The 19382-nt window shown below is 69.3% G+C and carries 20 protein-coding genes; 9 read left to right on the top strand and 11 right to left on the bottom strand.

Features of this window, described 5'->3' with window-relative positions; translation table 11 throughout:
- Positions 1-73 precede the first annotated feature (73 nt).
- A complete protein-coding gene (locus CCO03_RS05730) occupies positions 74-946 on the bottom strand; it encodes a class I SAM-dependent methyltransferase (RefSeq protein WP_087284246.1) in 873 nt (290 codons plus the stop codon).
- Between the two features lie 186 nt (positions 947-1132).
- Here CCO03_RS05730 and CCO03_RS05725 point away from each other — a divergent pair, with 186 nt between their 5' ends.
- From CCO03_RS05725 to CCO03_RS05715, 3 genes are all read left to right on the top strand, one after another.
- Positions 1133-1927: a ComF family protein gene (locus CCO03_RS05725; RefSeq protein ID WP_236904039.1), complete on the top strand. Its 795-nt coding sequence runs from the start codon at positions 1133-1135 to the stop codon at positions 1925-1927.
- Between the two features lie 170 nt (positions 1928-2097).
- Positions 2098-2568, top strand: a complete 471-nt coding sequence (gene trmL, locus CCO03_RS05720; RefSeq protein ID WP_087278423.1) for a tRNA (uridine(34)/cytosine(34)/5-carboxymethylaminomethyluridine(34)-2'-O)-methyltransferase TrmL — start codon at positions 2098-2100, stop codon at positions 2566-2568.
- Between the two features lie 67 nt (positions 2569-2635).
- Complete coding sequence (locus CCO03_RS05715; protein WP_087278421.1) at positions 2636-3304, top strand: trimeric intracellular cation channel family protein; 669 nt, start codon at positions 2636-2638, stop codon at positions 3302-3304.
- Positions 3305-3317: 13 nt separating this feature from the next.
- Here the strand turns inward: CCO03_RS05715 and CCO03_RS05710 are convergent, their stop codons facing one another.
- The 9 genes from CCO03_RS05710 to CCO03_RS05670 form a co-directional block, all read right to left on the bottom strand.
- Positions 3318-3707 carry a DUF4260 domain-containing protein gene (locus CCO03_RS05710; protein ID WP_087278418.1) on the bottom strand — a complete coding sequence of 130 codons (390 nt, stop codon included), beginning with the start codon at positions 3705-3707 and terminating at the stop codon, positions 3318-3320.
- Positions 3708-3787: 80 nt separating this feature from the next.
- The gene (locus tag CCO03_RS05705; protein WP_087278415.1) at positions 3788-4789 is read right to left on the bottom strand and encodes a Bug family tripartite tricarboxylate transporter substrate binding protein; all 1002 of its coding nucleotides are present in this window, start codon (positions 4787-4789) and stop codon (positions 3788-3790) included.
- A gap of 272 nt (positions 4790-5061) precedes the next feature.
- On the bottom strand, positions 5062-5781 hold the full coding sequence (locus tag CCO03_RS05700) for an SDR family NAD(P)-dependent oxidoreductase (RefSeq protein WP_087278412.1): 720 nt from the start codon (positions 5779-5781) through the stop codon (positions 5062-5064).
- Between the two features lie 79 nt (positions 5782-5860).
- Positions 5861-6157 (bottom strand): YciI family protein, encoded by a 297-nt coding sequence (locus tag CCO03_RS05695; RefSeq protein ID WP_087278408.1) that lies wholly within the window; start codon positions 6155-6157, stop codon positions 5861-5863.
- A gap of 10 nt (positions 6158-6167) precedes the next feature.
- On the bottom strand, positions 6168-7247 hold the full coding sequence (locus CCO03_RS05690) for a cyclase family protein (protein WP_087278404.1): 1080 nt from the start codon (positions 7245-7247) through the stop codon (positions 6168-6170).
- A 43-nt stretch (positions 7248-7290) separates the two neighbouring features.
- Entirely contained in the window at positions 7291-8103 is an 813-nt protein-coding gene (gene pcaD / locus CCO03_RS05685; RefSeq protein ID WP_087278401.1) for a 3-oxoadipate enol-lactonase, read from the bottom strand.
- A gap of 142 nt (positions 8104-8245) precedes the next feature.
- A complete protein-coding gene (pcaF, locus tag CCO03_RS05680; RefSeq protein ID WP_087278398.1) occupies positions 8246-9448 on the bottom strand; it encodes a 3-oxoadipyl-CoA thiolase in 1203 nt (400 codons plus the stop codon).
- Positions 9449-9553: 105 nt separating this feature from the next.
- Positions 9554-10198, bottom strand: coding sequence for a 3-oxoacid CoA-transferase subunit B (locus tag CCO03_RS05675; protein ID WP_087278395.1), 645 nt, complete (start codon positions 10196-10198; stop codon positions 9554-9556).
- Positions 10199-10211: 13 nt separating this feature from the next.
- Positions 10212-10922 carry a 3-oxoacid CoA-transferase subunit A gene (locus CCO03_RS05670; protein WP_087278393.1) on the bottom strand — a complete coding sequence of 237 codons (711 nt, stop codon included), beginning with the start codon at positions 10920-10922 and terminating at the stop codon, positions 10212-10214.
- 310 nt (positions 10923-11232) lie between these two features.
- Between CCO03_RS05670 and CCO03_RS05665 the strand changes: the two genes are divergently transcribed.
- From CCO03_RS05665 to phhA, 3 genes are all read left to right on the top strand, one after another.
- Positions 11233-12033, top strand: coding sequence for an IclR family transcriptional regulator domain-containing protein (locus tag CCO03_RS05665; RefSeq protein ID WP_236904110.1), 801 nt, complete (start codon positions 11233-11235; stop codon positions 12031-12033).
- 195 nt (positions 12034-12228) lie between these two features.
- Entirely contained in the window at positions 12229-13311 is a 1083-nt protein-coding gene (gene hppD, locus CCO03_RS05660) for a 4-hydroxyphenylpyruvate dioxygenase (protein WP_087278387.1), read from the top strand.
- 3 nt (positions 13312-13314) lie between these two features.
- Positions 13315-14232: a phenylalanine 4-monooxygenase gene (gene phhA, locus CCO03_RS05655; RefSeq protein WP_087278384.1), complete on the top strand. Its 918-nt coding sequence runs from the start codon at positions 13315-13317 to the stop codon at positions 14230-14232.
- Between the two features lie 213 nt (positions 14233-14445).
- Here the strand turns inward: phhA and CCO03_RS05650 are convergent, their stop codons facing one another.
- Entirely contained in the window at positions 14446-15642 is a 1197-nt protein-coding gene (locus CCO03_RS05650; RefSeq protein ID WP_087278381.1) for an acyl-CoA dehydrogenase, read from the bottom strand.
- A 122-nt stretch (positions 15643-15764) separates the two neighbouring features.
- On the opposite strand from CCO03_RS05650, the gene CCO03_RS05645 reads away from it, so the two are divergent.
- The 3 genes from CCO03_RS05645 (at position 15765) to CCO03_RS05635 (ending at position 19382) form a co-directional block, all read left to right on the top strand.
- Positions 15765-16715 (top strand): LysR family transcriptional regulator, encoded by a 951-nt coding sequence (locus CCO03_RS05645; RefSeq protein ID WP_087278378.1) that lies wholly within the window; start codon positions 15765-15767, stop codon positions 16713-16715.
- A 465-nt stretch (positions 16716-17180) separates the two neighbouring features.
- Entirely contained in the window at positions 17181-17714 is a 534-nt protein-coding gene (locus tag CCO03_RS05640) for a GbsR/MarR family transcriptional regulator (RefSeq protein WP_087278375.1), read from the top strand.
- A 123-nt stretch (positions 17715-17837) separates the two neighbouring features.
- On the top strand, positions 17838-19382 hold the full coding sequence (locus tag CCO03_RS05635; protein WP_169717454.1) for a DCC1-like thiol-disulfide oxidoreductase family protein: 1545 nt from the start codon (positions 17838-17840) through the stop codon (positions 19380-19382).

The raw sequence follows: 19382 nt of genomic DNA, 5'->3' as shown, positions 1-19382 counted from the left end.
ACATCTGGCAACGCGATCAGCGGCACATCTTAGCCTGAAACTCCGTGGGGTTTTTGCCACCCCGGGCAAGCGATCAGTCCGGCGCCTTGCCCCGCAAGGCCTGCCGCATGGCGTCCAGCGAGATGTTGGTTTCAGCCGCCAGTTTCATGCGCGGCGCGGGCTTGACCGCGTGGCCATAGATCACTTCAAAGCTCAACCGCAGGGCGCCGTCGCCTTCGGTCTCGCCATGCTGCGCCAAGGCTTGCAGCAGCGCGGCGCGCCAAGCCCGTCCGTGCAGCCCGGGTGCACGTCCGGGCGCCAGGTTGCGGCCCAGCTCACGCAACTCCTGCAGCAGGCGCTCAGGGCTCGCGAAGCTCAGCGTGATGCGCTCCATGTCCATGACCGGCTCGGCAAAGCCAGCTTCGATCAGCATGTCCCCCCAGTCGTGCATGTCGGTGAAGGCTTGTGTGGGCGTGGGCCAGCCCATCGCCTGGTACACGCGGCGCAACTCGGCGCCGGTGTCCGGCCCCAGGCAGGAGAACATCACGAACCCGTCGACGGCGAGCGCCGCATGCCAGTGGCGCAGCACCGCCTGGGGATCGGGTTCGACCTGCAGGCCCAGGTTGGCCCACACCATCTGCGTGGCGCCGGCAGGCGTGCCGCCCAGCCCCACCACGGTGGTGCGCGGCTTGCGCCACATGGCGCCCAGCTTGTCGCCCAGCCGCCCCAGGGCGCCGTGCCCCGCTTCGGTCGCGCTGCGCAACACAGCCTCGGTCTTGGCCGGATGCCGCGTCTCCACCCAGGCCTGGCCCTTGCCATAGCGCAGCAGCAGGTCCTGATGGGCCTGCTGCCCGCCACGCAGCGGCTCCCAGACCATCCATTGGCTGGGCTGCAGGCGGATCCAGTCCAGGCGCTCACCCATGCGCCGAGCCACCTCTTCATGCAACCAGGGCGACTGCGCCGCCATCAAGGCGGGGCTGCGAAGCCAGCGCTGAGCGGCAACGACGTCGAGGGGGGCAGGTGTTCGGAAGGCATGGCACAGGGCACCGGCGCTTTCCCCAATGGGAAAGACGTCGGCGGGGAAACACAGTGGGGGCGCAATTGTCGCGTACACCCGCCGATGCGCCCACCCAAGGCCACTGCGCCCTTTGCCATGCCGCTGCTGCACCCCGCCACCGCCTTCACCGGAGCCCGCCAAGTCCTGGAACGGGCGCTGCACGCCGTGCCCAGCCAATGCGCGATCTGCGAGCGCTGGCCCACGCGGCGCCTGTGCGCGGCCTGCATCCACCAGCATGCGCAGCCCGAGCCGCGCTGCATCCAGTGCGCCTTGCACTTGGCCGACGCCGGGCGCCTCCACCCCCACGCCCATGAACCGGGTAGCGCGACCCCCGGGTGGCGTTGCGGCGAGTGCCTGCTGCATCCCCCACCCTGGCAGCGTGGCCTGGCAGCCGTCAGCTACGCGCCACCATGGACCGCCCTCATCGCCGCCTTCAAGTTCCGTGGCGATGCCGGGCTGGCCCGCCCCCTGGCGCAGCTCATGCGGCAGGTCCCCGGCGCGGCCGAGTGCATCGCCCACGCCGACGTCGTGGTCCCCGTTCCGCTCACGCCCCAAGGCCTGCTGGAGCGGGGCTACAACCAGACCGCCCTGCTCGCCCGCCAGCTGGCACCGCGCAAGCTGCGCCACGGCCTGTTGCGCCTTCAGGACGGCGCACCACAGCACCGGCTGAACCGCCGCGAGCGCCTGGCCAGCATGCGCAGCGCGTTCGCGCCTGCGCCCCACACCCGGTTGACCGGGTTGCGCGTCCTGCTCGTCGACGACGTGCTGACCACGGGCGCCACCGCCACGGCCGCCAGCCAATGCCTGCTGGATGCGGGCGCGGCCAGCGTGAACGTGCTGGTCCTGGCGCGCACGGGCCGACACGGCCCTGCCGCGACTGCCGCGCCATGAGTCGGTGCGCGCCCCAGCCGTCGTTCAGGGTTCAGCTTCCAATCCCGCACAGCCCACCCCTGGCGCCCGGCACCCACCGGCCAACACGCCGCCGTGACAAACAGGGCCAAGCAGGCTGCAGGCTGTCGCACAATCCCCGAGCCGCCCTGCAGGGGCCCCAGAAATTCACCATGTTCCACATCGTCCTCGTCGAGCCCGAAATCCCGCCCAACACCGGCAACGTCATCCGCCTGTCGGCCAACACCGGCAGCCAGCTGCACCTGATCGAACCCTTGGGCTTTTCCATGGAAGACCGCCACATGCGACGCGCCGGCCTCGACTACCACGAGTACGCCGACCTGCGCCGCCACGCCAGCTGGGCCGATTTCCTGCGCACCCAGGCGCCCGACCCCACACGCATGTTTGCCCTCACCACCCGGGGCACGCGCTGGGTGCATCAGGTGGCGTTCCAGCGGGGCGACTGGCTGGTGTTCGGCTCGGAAACGCGCGGTCTCGCGCCCGAGCGGCGCGAGTCGTTCGCACCCGACAACCGCCTGCGCCTGCCCATGTGCGCCAACCAGCGCAGCCTGAACCTGTCCAACGCCGTCGCCGTCACCACCTACGAAGCCTGGCGCCAGATCGGCTTCCCGAACGCAATCTGATCAAGAGGTATACCACCTCATCCGATCACCTTTCATGGACAACAGCCTCATACTCCACCAAACTACCATGAAGCTGGATGCCTTCACCCTGAACGACCTCTACACCTGGGGCGCCCAGCTGCGCCTGCTGGTCGAAGCCCTGGCCACGCTGGCCTTTGCGCTCTCCGGGGTGTTGGCCGGCGCCCGCAAGCGGCTCGATGTGGTCGGCGTGTGCGTGGTGGCTTGCCTGGCTGCCTTTGGCGGCGGCACCGTGCGCGATCTGCTGCTGGACCGACGGCCCTTCTTCTGGGTGGCCCAGCACGAGTTGCTGTGGCTGGTGCTCATCGTGAGCGTGCTGAGCATGCGGCTGCTGCGGCTGCGCGGCCGGCACCATGGCCTCACCGAGCGTGCCATCCTCTGGCCCGACGCCGTGGGTTTGGGCCTGTTCACCGCCAGCGGCGTGCACTACGCGCTGGTGGCCCAGATGCCGCTGCTGGTGGCGGCGCTGATGGGGGTCATCACCGGCATGTTCGGCGGCGTGCTGCGCGACATGGTCTGCAACGAAGTGCCGGTGAGCCTGCGCGACCACCGCCCCTATGCGCTGTTGAGCTTTCTGGGCGGCTGGATCTACATCGCCTGCCAATACCTCACCGATTGGGCGGCCTGGGTCGCCATCTTCGCCTGCGTGTTCACCACCGTCGGCCTGCGCATGCTGGCACTGTGGCGCGACTGGCGACTGCCAGACTGGCGCGCTTGATCGGCGCCGGCGTTCAACCCGGTTGCGAGGGCTTGTCGCGGCCGATGACACCCAGGTGGGTGAAGCGAAATCCCTGCCCATACTTGAGGCCGTACCCCAGCATGCGGTCGAAGCCGATGTGAGCCGCCCAGATCAAGCCAACGGCCAGCGCCCCGGGCGCGGCCAGCGCCAAGCCGATGCCCAGCACGACCACCGGCCCCACCAGGGCATGCGTCAGGTTGTAGGCCCACGCCCCCAGGCGCGGCCCCGCCAGGTAGGCGATGAGCGCCAGATCGGGCACCAGGAACCACAGGGCGAACTGGCCCCATCCCTGCCCCAGGCGGGCATAGCCCAGCAGGCAGAGCCCCAACAGGCCCAAGCCCTCGAACCGCAACACCCAACGCACCGCGCCCGTCACCTGCATGGCTGCCTCCCGAAATGGGAGAGCAGTCTGCCACAGAGGCTGGGCTGGGCAGTGGGTTGGAATTGGCGGGGCCGGGCGGGTCAGTCCGCCGTGGCGCCCGAATCGCGCACCACCTTGCCCCACTTGGCCGTCTCGGCCTTGATGAAGGCGTCAAACGCGGCGGGGGTTTCGGGGTGGGCGATGGCGCCCTGTTCCTTCATCTGCGCCACCACCTCGGGCTTGGCCAGCACCTTCACGATGGCCGCGTTCAGCTGGGCGACGATGGGTGCGGGCACGGCGCGGTTGGTGAACAGGCCGAACCACGACGTGGCCTCGTAGCCCGGCACGCCAGCTTCGGCGATGGTGGGCACCTTGGGCAGCTCGGGGTAACGCTGGGCCGAGGTCACGGCGATCGGCACCAGCTTGCCGGCTTTGACGTGCTGCATGGCCGACGGCAGGTTGTCGAACATGATGTTCACCTGGTTGGCCAGCAGGTCGTTCATGGCCGGCGCGCTGCCCTTGTAGGGCACGTGCAGCAGCTCGGTCTTGGTCAGGCTCTCGAACAGCTCACCCGAGACATGGGGCGAGCTGCCGTTGCCGGGCGAGCCATAGGTCAGGCGACCGGGGTTCTTCTGCGCGTAGGCGATCATCTCCTTGACCGTCTTGAAGGGCTGGCTGGGGTGGGCGACCAGGATGTTGGGCACCATGGCCACGCGCGTCAGCGGCGCGAAATCGCCCAGCGGCTTGAAGGGCAGCTTCTTGTACAGCGTTTCGTTGATGGCGTGCGTGCCCACCGTGCCCATGAACAGCGTGTAGCCGTCGGCCTTGGCGCGCGAGGCCACCTGCGCACCGATGTTGCCGCCGGCGCCGGCGCGGTTGTCGATGATGACGGCCTGGCCCAGCTCGTCGCCCAGCGACTTGCCGACGATGCGCGCCAGGATGTCGGTCGTGCCGCCGGCCGAGAACGGCACCACGATGGTCAGCGATTTGTTGGGGTATGCGTCGGCGGCGCTGGCCAGGCCAGGCGCGGCCAGGGTCGCTGCTGCGACAGCCAGGGTGGCGACCGCCGCGCGACGCGACGTGAGAATGACAGACTTCTGCATGGGGGACTCCAGGGTTTGCGGTCGCTCCTGCACGCAAGGGTCCAAGCTGGCGTGCGTGAGCGATCCAAATATGCCCGCTGCGGAACGCCCGTGCGGTCCTTCCTAGGGGACCTGCACGGGCACCTCGTTGGGCGATCCACACCGGCTCGCGCCCTCGCGCTCGAGGGCCGGCTCGCCGGCATGCGTTTCAAGGCCATGGCAGCGCCACGGCCGCGCACCGCTGACAGGCGTCAGCGGAGGCTGCTCAGGTTCGGGATGGCGTTTGCCCGGCCTCAGACCGGCGCCACGCCCACGGTCATGCCGCCGCAGACGTACAGCACCTGGCCGGTGACGAAGCCACTGTCGGCGCCGAGGAAGAAGCGCACGGCGCTCGCCACGTCGTCGGGCGTGCCCAGGCGCTTGACCGGTACGCCATCGATGATGGCCTGCGTGCGCGGCGAATCGGGCGGGTTGGCGCGGTCGAACAGTTCGGTGCGGATGGGGCCCGGGCCGATCGCGTTGGCCGTGATGCCGAACTCGCCGAGCTCCAGCGCCCACACACGCGTCATGCCGATGAGGCCGGCCTTGGTCATGCTGTAGGCGGTGCGCAGCTCCTTGCCCAGGGCCGCGCGCGACGACATGTTGACGATGCGGCCAAAGCCGGCCGCCTGCATGCCCGGCAGCAGGGCCTGCATGCACTGAAAGCTGCAGCGCAGGTTGACCGACACGGCCAGCTCGAACTCCGCCAGGGTCTGGTCCTGCGCCAGCGCCGGCACCACCACCCCCACGTTGTTGACCAGGCGCGTGATGGGGCCGCCGGCCAGTGCCTCGCGCAGCGCGCGGGCCGTCTGTTCGGGGTCGGAGAGGTCGGCCCGGATGCCGTCCCCCTCGCGGTCGATGATCACGGCCTCCCAGCCCTGCGCACGGCAGGCGTCGGCCGTGGCCTTGCCGATGCCGTTGGCACCGCCGGTGATGAGCACGCGCTCGCGCGTGCCGGTGTGGGGTTCACTCATGTCGATTCACTACTCAGGAGTATGACCGGCTTCTCGTTCTCAATTCAACGAGAACCAGGCCATACTGGTCAAAACACAGTCACAGGAAACACGCACCGTCCAGGTAGGCCTTGCGCCAGCGCGTGATGCGCACGTCCGAGAACAGCTGCACGCGGGAGAACGGGTCGCGGTCTATGAAGTCCTGCGCGGCCTCGCGCGTCTCCAGGTCCACGATGTAGAAGCCACCCAGCGCGGCGCTGCCGTCGTCGCTGAGCTTGGCGCCGCAGGCGAGCAGCAGGCGGGCCTCTTGCGCGAGGAAGGCCAGGTGCTCCTCGCGGGCGGCCTGGCGCACGGCTGCAGCGCCGGGCTTGTCAAAGGTCTCGATCAGGTAAGGCATGCGGTGCTCCTCAAACGGTGGCGACGGGCGTGGCCGGCGAACCCACGGCGCCGGGCAGGCGCAGCGGCGGCGCCGTCAGCAAGAAGCGGTGACGGCCATTGGCGGCCAGCCAGTCGGCCAGCTCGCGCAGGTACCACAGCTCGCCCAGGTGCACGCCCAGCTTGAACAGGCAGTGCTCGTGCAACGGCAGCTGGGCGCAGCAAGCCACGGCGGCCTGGCGTGCGGGGTAGGCTTCCACGGCGTAGTTGTCGGCGATCAGCACGGCCAGCTGGCTGTCGGTGATCCACTGCAGCAGGCGCTCGTCGCGGCCGTCCAGCACCGCGCAGGCGTTGTGCAGGGCCTCGCTGTCGGGCTGGCGGTTCATGCCCAGCACCACGTCCGAGAACCCCGTGTACAGACAGACCATGTCGCCCGGCTCGACCACCACGCCGTCGGCCTGCATGGCCTGCATGAGTTGCTCGTACCCGATCAGCGTGCGGCCATCGCCAAAGTGCTTGCGCAGGTTGATGAGCACGCCGCGCCCCTGCACGCTGGTGGCGGCCATGTGCTCGATGCCGAGCTGGCGCGCGCCGCAGGTGCTGACGCCGCGCATGGCCTCGGCCGTGGCCTGCGGGTTGGTGGCCGGCACGCCGACATCCGCGGCGCTGCTGGGGCCCACCACGGCCTCACCGGCGGCAAAGCCGTTGTAGTAGACGGCTTCGGCCACGCCATCGCCGTTCACGTCGAACAGGCCGCCGGCGTGCGCGAACGAATCCCACTGGGTCGAGTACTGCAGGTGCAGGATGGCCAGGTCGTCCGACAGCACATCGGTCGCCCCCTCGATCAGGCGCCGGAACAGGAAGTTGTAGTTCACGCCCCCCGAGCGCGTGGTCGGCCGCAGCACCGGCGGATGGCGGTTGGGGTTGAGGCCGTTGCCGCCGGGGTAGTCCAGCGGCAGGCTCAGGCAGAACGCCTTGCCGGTCTGGACCTCGGCCACGCCCTGCAGGCGCTTGGCATCGGTCAGCAGGTTCAGGCGGCCCAGTTGGTCGTCCGGCCCGAAATCGCCCCAGGTCGACCCCTCGGGTCGCTGCGTCCAGCGCGGGTTGCTCATGGTGTCTCCTGATGGTTCTTGTTGGAAATCGGTCCGCGCCGGCTCAGCCCGCCGCGCCCGGCTGCACGAAGTCGGCCAGCGCCTGCGTGAAGGCCTCGGCGGCCTCCACGTTCGACAGGTGCGCCGTGGGCAACACGCGCAGCTGCGCGCCGTCGATCGCCGCCTGCATGAACTGCGCATCGGCCACCGTGGTGGTCGGGTCGACCTCGCCGGCGATCAGCAGCGTGGGCGTGCGGATGGCGGCGATGGGCTCGCGCAGGTCGGCCTCGCCCAGCGCATCGCAGCAGGCGGCATAGCCTTCGGGCGCGGTGTTGGCGATCCAGGCCTGGGTGCGCTGCACAACCTCGGGGTGGGCGGCCGTGAAGGCCGGCGTGAACCAGCGGCCCGGCGCCGTCTCGGCCAGTTGCGACATGGCCTTGGCGCCCTCGCGGCGCACCAGGTCCGCGCGTTCACGCCACATGGCCGCATCGCCGATCTTGGCGGCGCTGTTGGCCACCACCACGTGCGTCAGGCGTTCGGGCGCCGCCAAAGCCAGTGCCAGGCCGGTGATGCCGCCCATGGAGATGCCGCAGAAGGCCGCCCGCTCGACGCCCAGGGCATCGAGGATCTGCAGCACGTCGCGCGCCAGCTCGGACACGCTGTAGGGGCCGGAGCTGACCACACTGCCCCCGTGGCCGCGGGTGTCGTAGCGGATCACGCGCAGCCGCTGGCTGAGCACCTCGGCCTGCGCGTCCCACATCTCCAGCGTCGTGCCCAGCGAGTTGGACAGCACCAGCACGGGCGCCTCCCGGGGGCCCTCATCAGCCACCCGAAACGCGCCGGTTTCGACTTCCAGGGTTTGCACATTCGACGGCATGGGACTCTCCTCGTTGGCTGCACGCTGGCGGACCATAGACCAGCTCGTGGCGGCCTGCTGCCGCACAGCAGACAACCGGCCTGGCAGGCCACGCGAAGGGGGTCTGCCAGGCCGGACGCCGCCGCGCAGGGCGCGCTGGGGATCAGACGCGTTCGATCACCAGGGCGATGCCCTGGCCCACGCCGATGCACATGGTGCACAGCGCGTACTTGCCACCGGTGTGCTCCAGGCGGTTGATGGCCGTGGTCACCAGGCGGGCACCCGAGGCGCCCAGGGGGTGGCCCAGGGCAATCGCACCGCCCCAGGCGTTGACGCGCGGGTCTTCGTCCTGCAGGCCCAGGCTGCGCAGCACGGCCAGGCCTTGCGCGGCAAAGGCTTCGTTCAGCTCGATGACGTCGAGCTGGTCGAGCTGGATGCCGGTCTGGGCCAGCACCTTCTCGGTCGCCGGCGCCGGGCCGATGCCCATGATGCGCGGTGCCACGCCGGCCGTGGCCATGCCCACGATGCGGGCACGCGGCGTCAGGCCGTTCTTGGCGGCCGTGGCTTCATCGGCCATCAGCACGGCGCACGAGCCATCGTTCACGCCGCTGGCGTTGCCGGCCGTCACCGTGCCATCGGGGCGCACCACGCCCTTGAGCTTGGCCAGCGCTTCCAGGCTGGTTTCGCGCGGGTGCTCGTCGGTGTCCACGACCTTGGGGTCGCCCTTCTTTTGCGGGATGGTGACGGGCGTGATCTCGCGCGCCAGGTGACCCGCCTTTTGCGCGGCCACGGCACGCAACTGGCTGTTCAGCGCCATCTTGTCCTGCGCTTCACGCTCGATCTTGTAATCGGTGGCCACGTTCTCGGCCGTCTCGGGCATGGAATCGACGCCGAACTGCGCCTTCATCAGCTTGTTGACGAAGCGCCAGCCGATGGTCGTGTCGTACACGGCGTTGTTGCGGCTGAAGGCCGACTCGGCCTTGGGCATGACGAAGGGGGCGCGGCTCATGGATTCGACGCCGCCGGCGATCATCAGGTTGGTTTCACCGGACTTGATGGCGCGCGCGGCCGTGCCGATGGCGTCCAGGCTGGAGCCGCACAGGCGGTTGATGGTGGCGCCGGGCACCTCCACGGGCAGGCCCGCCAGCAGGCCGGCCATGCGGGCCACGTTGCGGTTGTCTTCGCCGGCCTGGTTGGCGCAGCCAAAGATCACGTCGTTCACGCTGGCCCAGTCCACCTTGGCGTTGCGCGCCATCAGGGCCTGGATGACGATGGCGGCCAGGTCGTCGGTGCGCACCGAGGACAGGGCGCCGCCGTAGCGGCCGAAGGGGGTGCGAATGGCGTCGCAGATGAAAGCTTGGGTCATGACAGTCTCCGGGTGAAAGGGGTGGCAACAGAAAATCGAAAGCGGGGGTATGCGGCCACTGCCGTTTATTTCAAAACGGGCGTGGCACGATACCCCATCAACACATCAGGCCGCGTGCAGCGGCTGGCCGACGAGCTGCTGCAGCTCGGCCAGGCTCAGGCCATCGACCATGCTGAGCACCTGCATGCCCTGGTCGGTGACGGCGAAGGTCGCCAGGTCGGTGTAGACGCGCTTGACGCAGCCGATGCCGGTCAGCGGGTAGCTGCAGCGGTCCACGATCTTGGACACGCCCTGCTTGGTCAGCAGGTCCATCATCACCCAGGTCTGCTTAGCGCCCACGGCGAGGTCCATGGCACCGCCCACGGCCGGGATGGCGCCGGGCTCACCCGTGCTCCAGTTGGCCAGGTCGCCGTTGGTGGCGACCTGAAACGCGCCCAGCACGCAGACGTCCAGGTGGCCGCCGCGCATCATGCCGAAGCTGTCGGCATGGTGGAAAAAGCTGCCGCCCGCCAGCAGCGTGACGGGCTGCTTGCCGGCGTTGATGAGGTCGTAGTCTTCCTCGCCCTTGGCCGGCGCCGGGCCCATGCCCAGGATGCCGTTCTCGGACTGCAGCACGACCTCGCGGCCGGCCGGGATGTGGTTGGCCACCAGCGTGGGCTGGCCAATGCCCAGGTTGACGTAGGCGCCGTCCGGGATGTCTTGGGCAACCAGGGCGGCGAGTTGATCTTTGCTGCGTTTTTGATAGCTCATGGTCGTCTCCTGATCAAGCCTTGATGCCGCCGGCCTTGGTCTCGGTGCGCGTGACCTTGACCACCTTGCTGACGAAGATGCCGGGCGTGACCACGGTTTCGGGGTCCAGCGTACCCAGCTCGACGACCTCGTGCACCGAGGCCACGGTGAACTTGGCCGCCATGGCCATCACGGGGCCGAAGTTGCGCGCCGCCTTGCGGTACATCAGGTTGCCCCAGCGGTCGCCGGTTTCGGCCTTGACCAGCGCCACATCGCCGTAGATGGGCAACTCGAACACGTACTGCTTGCCGTTGATCTCGCGCGTTTCCTTCAGGCTGCCATCGGGGTTCTTGGCCAGCTCGGTGCCAAAACCCGTGGGCGTGAAGAAGCCGCCGATGCCGGCGCCGGCGGCGCGGCAGCGCTCGGCCAGGTTGCCTTGCGGCACCAGCTCCAGCTCCACCTTGCCGGCGCGGTACAGCTCGTCGAACACGTAGCTGTCGGCCTGGCGCGGGAAGCTGCAGATCACCTTGCGCACCCGGCCCGACTTGAGCAGTGCCGCCACGCCCTCGTCGCCATTGCCGGCGTTGTTGCAGACCAGGGTCAGGTCCTTGGCGCCCTGCTCAATGAGGCCGTCGATGAGCTCGTTCGGGATGCCAGCGGTGCCGAAGCCGCCGATCAGCACGGTCGAACCGTCTTGCACGCCAGCCAGCGCGTCGGCCACCGAGGCCGCGATCTTGTCAATCATGAGGGATGTCTCCAAAGGAAAACGGGCGGGGCCGCAGCACAGGCCGGGCCTGCCCATTGGAACACTGCGGAACACTTGCCAAGCCGGCTATGGGCGGCCGATAATTTGTTCGTCATGCGAACTCTTGTTCGCCTAAAGAATTTTATCCGCAAGCCGAGCGCTTGTGTCCACTTTGTGAGCCGCCCGCTTGTCCATGCCGCCTAAACCGCCTGCCCTGCCGCCCGCGTCATCCCCGCCTCGCCGCCCGCGTGCGACCGCCACGTTGCCCGGGGGGGCCCGGCCTGACCTCGGTGTTGAAGCTGCGGGCGCCCTGGCCGGGTCGGCCGATTCAGCCGGCGAGCAGCGCCCCTCGGATTCCTACGTGCAGTCGTTCGCACGCGGCCTGGCGGTCATCCGCGCCTTCACGGCGCAGGCGCCGGCCCACAGCCTGACCAGCATGGCCGCCGCCACGGGCCTCACGCGGGCCGGCGCGCGCCGCATCCTGCTGACGCTGCAGGCCCTGGGCTATGTGGACAGCGACGGCCGGCTGTTCCGGCTCACGCCGCGCATCCTGGACCTGGGCTTCGCCTACCTGTCCACCCTGCCGCTGTGGAACCTGGCCGAGCCGGTGATGGAGGACCTGTCCGAAGCCATGGGCGAATCCAGCTCGGCCAGCGTGCTGGACGGCGCCGACATCGTCTACGTGCTGCGCGTGTCCACGCGCAAGATCATGCGCGTGAGCCTGGGCACGGGCTCGCGCCTGCCGGCCTACTGCACCTCCATGGGCCGCGTGCTGCTGGCCGGCCTGCCCCCCGACGCGGCGCGCGAGCTGCTGCAGGCCACGCCCCGCCCCCAGCACACGGCCAGCACCGTGACCGAGGTCGAGGCCATCCTGGCACGCGTGGACGAGGCGCGCCGGCAGGGCTGGTGCCTGGTCGACCAGGAGCTGGAAGAAGGCCTGATCTCGCTGGCCGCCCCCATCGTCAACCGCAGCGGCCAGACCATCGCCGCCATCAACCTCTCGGGCCAGGCCAACCGCACCCGGGCCGATGCGATGCGCGAGCGCATGGTGCAGCCGCTGCTGGCCGCGGCCCGGCACATCTCCAGCCTGCTGCAGAACCGCCCCGCCTGAGCTGGCGGGTCATCGGTTTATCAATTTGGGGTATGCATCGATTTCCGATGCATCAACAACGAGGATTGAGCAATACTGCTTGATCAGTCTATACCTCGACAGCCCTCCTCGGCCCCAGAGTCACTGCGCTTCCAAAGCCTTGCAGATCGTGCCAAAGTCCGGCCATGCAGTGGCGCATTGACGCCGGGAGACGACATGACCGACCTGTTCGACAACCCCATGGGCCTGTGTGGCTTCGAGTTCGTGGAATTTGCCTCGCCGCAAGCCAACGTGTTGGAGCCCTTGTTCGAGAAGATGGGCTTCACGCGCGTGGCCGAGCACCGCTCGAAAGACGTGCTGCTGTACCGCCAGGGCGGCATCAACTTCATCGTCAACCGCGAGCCCCACAGCCTGGCCGGCTACTTCGCCGCCGAGCACGGGCCCAGCGCCTGCGGGCTGGCGTTTCGCGTGCGCGATTCGCACCTGGCCTACCGACGCGCGCTCGAGCTGGGCGCCCAGCCCATCGAGCTGCCGACCGGCCCCATGGAGCTGCGGCTGCCCGCCGTCAAAGGCATCGGCGGCATGCCGCTGTACCTGATCGACCGCTTCGAGGACGGCGAATCCATCTACGACATCGACTTCAAGTGGCTGCCCGGCGTGGACCGTCACCCCGTGGGCCACGGCCTCAAGGTCGTCGACCACCTCACGCACAACGTCTACCGCGGCCGCATGGCGCACTGGGCCGCGTTCTACGAACGGCTGTTCAACTTCCGCGAGATCCGCTACTTCGACATCCAGGGCGAATACACCGGCCTCACGTCCAAGGCCATGACGGCGCCCGACGGCCTCATCCGCATCCCGCTGAACGAGGAATCGTCCAAGGGCGGCACCGGACAAATCGAGGAGTTCCTGCTGCAGTTCAACGGCGAGGGCATCCAGCACGTGGCGCTGCTGTGCGACGACCTGACCGCAACGGTCGATGCGCTGCAAATGGCTGGCATCCCACTCATGCCCTCGCCCAACGACGTCTACTACGAGATGCTGGGCGAGCGCCTGCCGGGCCACGGCGTGTCCGTGCCGGCGCTGCAGGCGCGCGGCATCCTGCTCGACGGCAGCACCGAGGGCGGCCAGCCGCGCCTGCTGCTGCAGATCTTCTCGCAGACGCTGCTGGGCCCGGTGTTCTTCGAGTTCATCGAGCGGCGCGGCGACAGCGGCTTTGGCGAAGGCAACTTCAAGGCGCTGTTCCAGTCCATCGAGCGCGACCAGGTGCGCCGCGGCGTGCTGGGCCAGGCGGGCTGAACCATGGCCGCCGCCGCTCGCCCGCTGCGCGAGGCCGGTGCCGCGGCCAGCCCGGCGCCCGCCAAACACGGTCTGGCCGGCAACCAGCCGCCCGAGCGGCCGGACTGGACCATCGCGCAGGACTGGGCCCGCTACAGCGCCGCCGACCACGCCATCTGGCAGACGCTGTTCGAGCGGCAGAGCCGGCTGCTGCCGGGCCGCGCCTGCGCCGCGTTCGTGCAGGGCATGCGCGAGCTGCCGATCCGGCACGACCAGATCCCCGACTTCGAGCGCCTGTCCGAGGTGCTGATGCGCCGCACCGGCTGGCAGGTGGTGGCCGTGCCCGGCCTGGTGCCCGATGCGGTGTTCTTCGAGCACCTGGCCAACCGCCGCTTTCCGGCCGGCCAGTTCATCCGCCGCGCCGACCAGCTGGATTACCTCGAAGAGCCCGACGTGTTCCACGACGTGTTCGGCCACGTGCCCATGCTGATGAACCCGCTCATGGCCGACTACATCCAGGCCTACGGCCGCGGCGGCCTGCATGCCCAGCGGCTGGGCGTGCTCGATCAGCTGGCCCGGGTCTACTGGTACACGGTGGAATTCGGCCTGGTGCGCGAAGACGGCGCGCTGCGCATCTATGGCGCGGGCATCGTGTCATCGGCCACCGAAACGCGCTTTGCGCTGGACGATGCCTCGCCCCACCGCATCGCCTTCGACCTGAGCCGCGTCATGCGCACGCGCTACCGCATCGACGACTTTCAGGAAAGCTACTTCGTCCTCGACAGCCTGGATGCGCTGCTGGAGCTGGCGCGCATCGACTTTGCGCCCCACTACGCCGAGGCGGCCGCGGCCGGCGAGCTGGAGCCCGGGGCGCTGACACCCGGCGACACCGTGCTGCAGGCCGGCACCGGGGCCTACCACCGCGCCCGGCGCGGCGGCTGAACGCCCGGGGTCTGACGCCTCGGACCCGGCCAACAGGCCTCGAGGGACGTCGGCACAGCTGGCAGCAAGCCAGAAGCAGTATGGGCCAATTGCCGTTCAATTTTGAACGGCAACTGGCCCATACTCCGCTTCACCATTGACTTGGGCAGAGGCAGTGGGCCCCTGCCCGCACGCGGTCCGCGGGCATGGGCCCAGCGTGCCGCGGCGCCGCCCTCAGTTCGCGAAGGCGGGGATGCCGGTCTGGGCGCGGCCCAGGATCAGCGCGTGCACGTCGTGCGTGCCTTCGTAGGTGTTCACCACCTCCAGGTTCACCAGGTGGCGGGCCACACCGAACTCGTCGCTGATGCCGTTGCCGCCCATCATGTCGCGCGCCAGGCGGGCGATGTCCAGCGACTTGCCGCAGTTGTTGCGCTTGATCAGCGAGGTGATCTCGATCACGTTCTGGTGCTCGTCCTTCATGCGGCCCACGCGCAGCGCGGCTTGCAGGCCCAGCGTGATTTCGGTCTGCATGTCGGCCAGCTTTTTCTGGATCAGCTGGTTGGCGGCCAGCGGGCGGCCAAACTGCTTGCGGTCCAGCGTGTACTGGCGAGCGGTGTGCCAGCAGAACTCGGCCGCCCCCATGGCGCCCCAGGCGATGCCGAAGCGGGCGCTGTTCAGGCAGGTGAACGGGCCCTTCAGACCGCGCACTTCGGGGAAGGCGTTTTCTTCGGGCACGAACACATCGTCCATGACGATTTCGCCGGTGATGGAGGCACGCAGGCCGACCTTGCCGTGGATGGCCGGCGCCGACAGGCCCTTCATGCCTTTTTCCAGCACAAAGCCGCGGATGGGGCCCACGGTGCCGTTGGTCTCGACCTCCTTGGCCCAGACCACGAACACGTCGGCGATCGGCGAGTTGGTGATCCACATCTTGCTGCCCTTGAGCTTGTAGCCGCCGTCGACCTTGTAGGCGCGGGTGGCCATGGAGCCGGGGTCGGAGCCGTGGTCGGGCTCGGTCAGGCCGAAGCAGCCGATGAACTCGCCCGAGGCCAGCTTGGGCAGGTACTTCTGCTTTTGCGCTTCCGTGCCGAATTCGTTGATCGGCACCATCACCAGCGAGGACTGCACCGAGGCCATGGAGCGGTAGCCCGAGTCGATGTACTCGATCTCGCGCGCCACCAGGCCGTAGCTCACGTAATTGAGGCCGGCGCCGCCGTACTCGGTCGGGATGGTGGGGCCGAGCAGGCCCAGCTCGCCCATCTCGCGGAAGATGCTGGTGTCGACCGACTCGTTGCGGAACATGGCCTGCACGCGCGTGGCCAGCTTGTCGCGGCAGTAGGCGCGGGCGGCGTCGCGGATCATGCGCTCGTCTTCGGTGAGCTGCTGATCGAGGTGAAAGGGGTCATCCCACTGAAAACCGGCGTCCGACATGTGAATCTCCTTGAATGAACGTGCTGCTGAGTCAGCGACGGTGCGGATTGTCCAGCCGCGAAGAAACTTTGACAATTGCATAATTCATGAACACAACGTCATATTATTTTTGACAATCACACATGGCACGCACCGCTTCGTCCAGCCCCGCCGCCGCCGACGCGCTGCCCCAGGTCGAGCTGGCCGGCCTCACGCTGCTGGTCGACATCCTCGATGCAGGCAACCTCAGCCAAGCCGCCCAGCGCCTCAAGACCAGCCGCGCCAACGTCAGCTACCACCTGAACCAGCTGGAAAAAGCCGCGGGCGTGCAGCTGGTGCGCCGCACCACGCGGCGTGTCGAGCCCACCGAAATCGGCCAGCGCCTGTACGAGCACGCCCAGGTCATCCGCAACGAGATGCTGGCCGCGCGCGAGACCATCGCCACCCTGGGCCAGGGCCTGCAGGGCCGCGTCGGCCTGGCCGTGCCCAGCGGCTATGGGCAGATGGTGATGAGCGACTGGCTGATCGCCTTCAAGCGCGCCTACCCGGCCATCGTGCTCGACGTGCTGTTCGAAAACCGCGTCGATGACCTCATCCGCGACGACGTGGACGTGGCCGTGCGCATCCTGCACGAGCCGCCGCCCAACGTGGTCGCGCGCGACATGGGCCGCGTGCGCTACCTGGTCTGCGCCACGCGCCGCTGGATCGCCCAGCACGGCGCGCCGACCACGCCCCAGGCGCTGCGCAGCGTGCCCCTGATCACGGCCAGCGTGCCGGGGCGCCACGTGCGCCTGCGCGCCTGGCAAGGCGAGCGCGGCAAGGCCGAGCAGCACGAGGTCATGCTGGAGGCCTCGCTGATCTCGGAGCACTTCCCCTTCCTGCGCCAGGCCATCCTGGCCGACCTGGGCGTGGGCCTGGTGCCCGACTACGTGGTGGCCAGCGAAATGGCCAGCGGCGAGGTCGTGCACCTGCTGGCCGACTGGCAGCTGTCCATCTTCGGCCAGCGCATTGCCCTGTGCTGGCTGCCCGGCCGCCACCAGACGCGGGCCGTGCGCACCTGCATCGACTTCCTGCTGGCGCACCGCGAGGCTTGAGCAGCCGGCGGCGCGTGTTGGCATCGCATGGATGAAGGCAGTATCACCCCATGGCCGTTTCTCTGAAAACGAGAAGGGATGCATACCCATGCAGATGCCAAACACCTCCGTCCCGCGAGCCGTGACCTGCATCGCCCCTGCACAGAACGCGGCGCCTGGTCTCGTGGAGCCGCTCGCCCGCGCACGTGGCCGGATCGACCAGCAGGCCTCACCCGCGCATGCCGTGCACCCGCACACACCGCAGCGCCCGCTGGGTGGTGGATCGGGGCGGACCGGCACAGGCGGCTGACGCGGTGGATGGGTGCCGTCCCCTGCACCGCTTCAAGCCCTGGAGCGGGTGGACCCCCATGCCCAGCATCCGCTGATGCTCGAACCCTGCGGCTCATGCCCTGCTGTGAGATCGGAGGGCTTGCTCTTTTAAATTTCTGTATTGACTGAAATGACAGACCAGATAAACTGCGCCGCATGGAACTGAGCGAGATTCAACAGCGATTCATCACCCACTGGGGCGAAATGGGCACGGCCTGGGGCGTGAACCGCACGGTGGCGCAAATCCATGCGCTGCTGTTCATCCATGGCAAGCCCCTGCATGCCGAGGCCCTGGCCGAGACCCTGAAGGTGGCGCGCTCCAACGTCAGCACCAGCCTGCGCGAGCTGCAGAGCTGGAACCTGGTGCGCACTTCGCAGGTGCTGGGTGACCGGCGCGATTACTTCGAGACCACGTCCGACGTGTGGGAGCTGTTCCGCGTCGTGGTCAAGGGCCGCAAGGAGCGCGAGTTCACCCCCACCACCCAGCTGCTGCAGGCCTTGTGCGACCGCCCCGATTTCGCCAACGAGCCGCCCGATGCGCAAGACCGCCTGCGCGCCACCTGCGAACTCATGGACCAGCTCAACCGCTGGTCCGACGAAATGCTGCGGCTGTCGCCCGGCACGCTGGTCAAGGTCTTGAGCCTGGGGGCCAGCATCCAGAAGTTCGTGCGCGGGGGAGACGCCTCGTGAGCCGCGCCGCGCGCTGCCCTGTCGATCCCGCTGGCCTGGCTCACCCGTGGGCAGGCCATGCCGGCATCATCCCGGCTCGGCTTTTTTGGGTCATTAATTTCTGTTTTGACTGAAATTACACAAATGAATCACACACACGCTGCCCCGCTCGTCCTGGCCTCGCTGCAGTGGCCGGTTCAGGTGTACTACGACGCCAGCTGCCGCCTGTGCGCGGCCGAGATGACCAACCTGCGGGTGCGCGACCTGCAACAGCGCCTGCGGTTCGTCGACTGCAGCGCGCCCGACTTCGCCAGCGGGCCCGTGGGCCGCGCCGACCTGATGCAGGCCATGCATTGCCAGGACGCGGGCGGGCGCGTGTTCAGCGGCGTCGATGCGTTTCGCGTGCTCTACCACGCGGTCGGGCTGGACCCCGTTCAGCGGGCGCTGGCCCACCCGCTGCTGGGCGGCCTGAGCCGGCGCCTCTACCCCTGGGTGGCCCGGTACCGACAGCGGCTGCCGGCCTGGCTGATCGCCCCGCTGTTCGAGCGCGCGGCGCGCCGGGCGGCCCTGGCCGCAGCCCAGCGCAGCCAGACCTGCTCCGCCGGCCGGTGCGAGCTGCCCCCGCACACACCAGACCCGGCCCAGACCACCGCCCTGGCCAGCCTGGCGCCGGAGCCCGCCTCACCGGGCGTCACCGCCAGCGCCACACCGCCTGACGGCCACGGCGCCGATCACCCGCGAACCATCCTCGTGACCGGTGCCAGCGGCTTCATCGGCCGCCACATCGCCGCCGCCTTGCGCGCGCGCGGCCACCACGTCATCGGCGCCAGCCGCAGCAGCCGGCCCGCCTGCCCCTTCAGCCAGATGACGCAGCCCCAGGCCTGGCGGCCGTGGCTCAGCGACCCCGCCAGCGGCCAGCCCGTGGACCTCGTCATCAACGCCGTGGGCGCGCTGCGCGACCGGCCCGGCCGTTCGCTGCAGGCCTTGCACGCCGACGCGCCGCGCGCCCTGTTCACGGCCTGCGCCCAGGCCGGCGTGCGGCGCGTGGTGCAGGTGTCGGCACTGGGCATCGCCGACAACGACACCGCCTATGCGCGCACCAAGCGCGACGCCGATGCGCACCTGCTGGGCTTGACCGCGGCCGGCCAGCTCGACGGCCTGGTGCTGCGCCCCAGCCTGGTGTTCGGTCGCGGAGGGCAGTCCAGCGCGCTCTTCATGGCGCTGGCCCGCCTGCCGGTGCTGCCCCTGCCGCGGGCCGCGCACACCCAGCCGATTCAGCCGCTGGCCGTGGCAGAGCTGGCCGAGGCCGTGGTTCGGCTGGCGCTGGGCGAGGCCTGGCCAGCCCCGTTCGCCGCACCGGGGTCGCCCGCCACCGGCCTGTTGGCGCTGGGCGGCGCCCGGGCGCTGAGCATGGCCGACTTCATCGCCAGCCTGCGCGCCCAGCTGGGCTTGCCGCCGGCACGGCAGCTGGTGCAACCCGAATGGTTCAGCCAGGTCACCGCGTGGCTGGGCGACGTGGTGCCGGTGTCGCCCTGGTGCAGCGCCTCGTGGACGCTGATGCGCACGCCCAACGCCACCGCGTCCGGTGCCCTGCAGGCCGCGCTGGGGCGCGCCCCCACGCCGCCCGAGGCGCTGCTGCCGAGCTGGCGCACGCCCGTGGCCCCCGTTGACCAAGGCGCCACGCGCTGA

The organism is Comamonas serinivorans (assembly GCF_002158865.1).
In the GTDB taxonomy this organism is placed as follows: domain Bacteria; phylum Pseudomonadota; class Gammaproteobacteria; order Burkholderiales; family Burkholderiaceae_C; genus Comamonas_E; species Comamonas_E serinivorans.
This window is presented reverse-complemented; position numbering and strand designations above follow the sequence as displayed.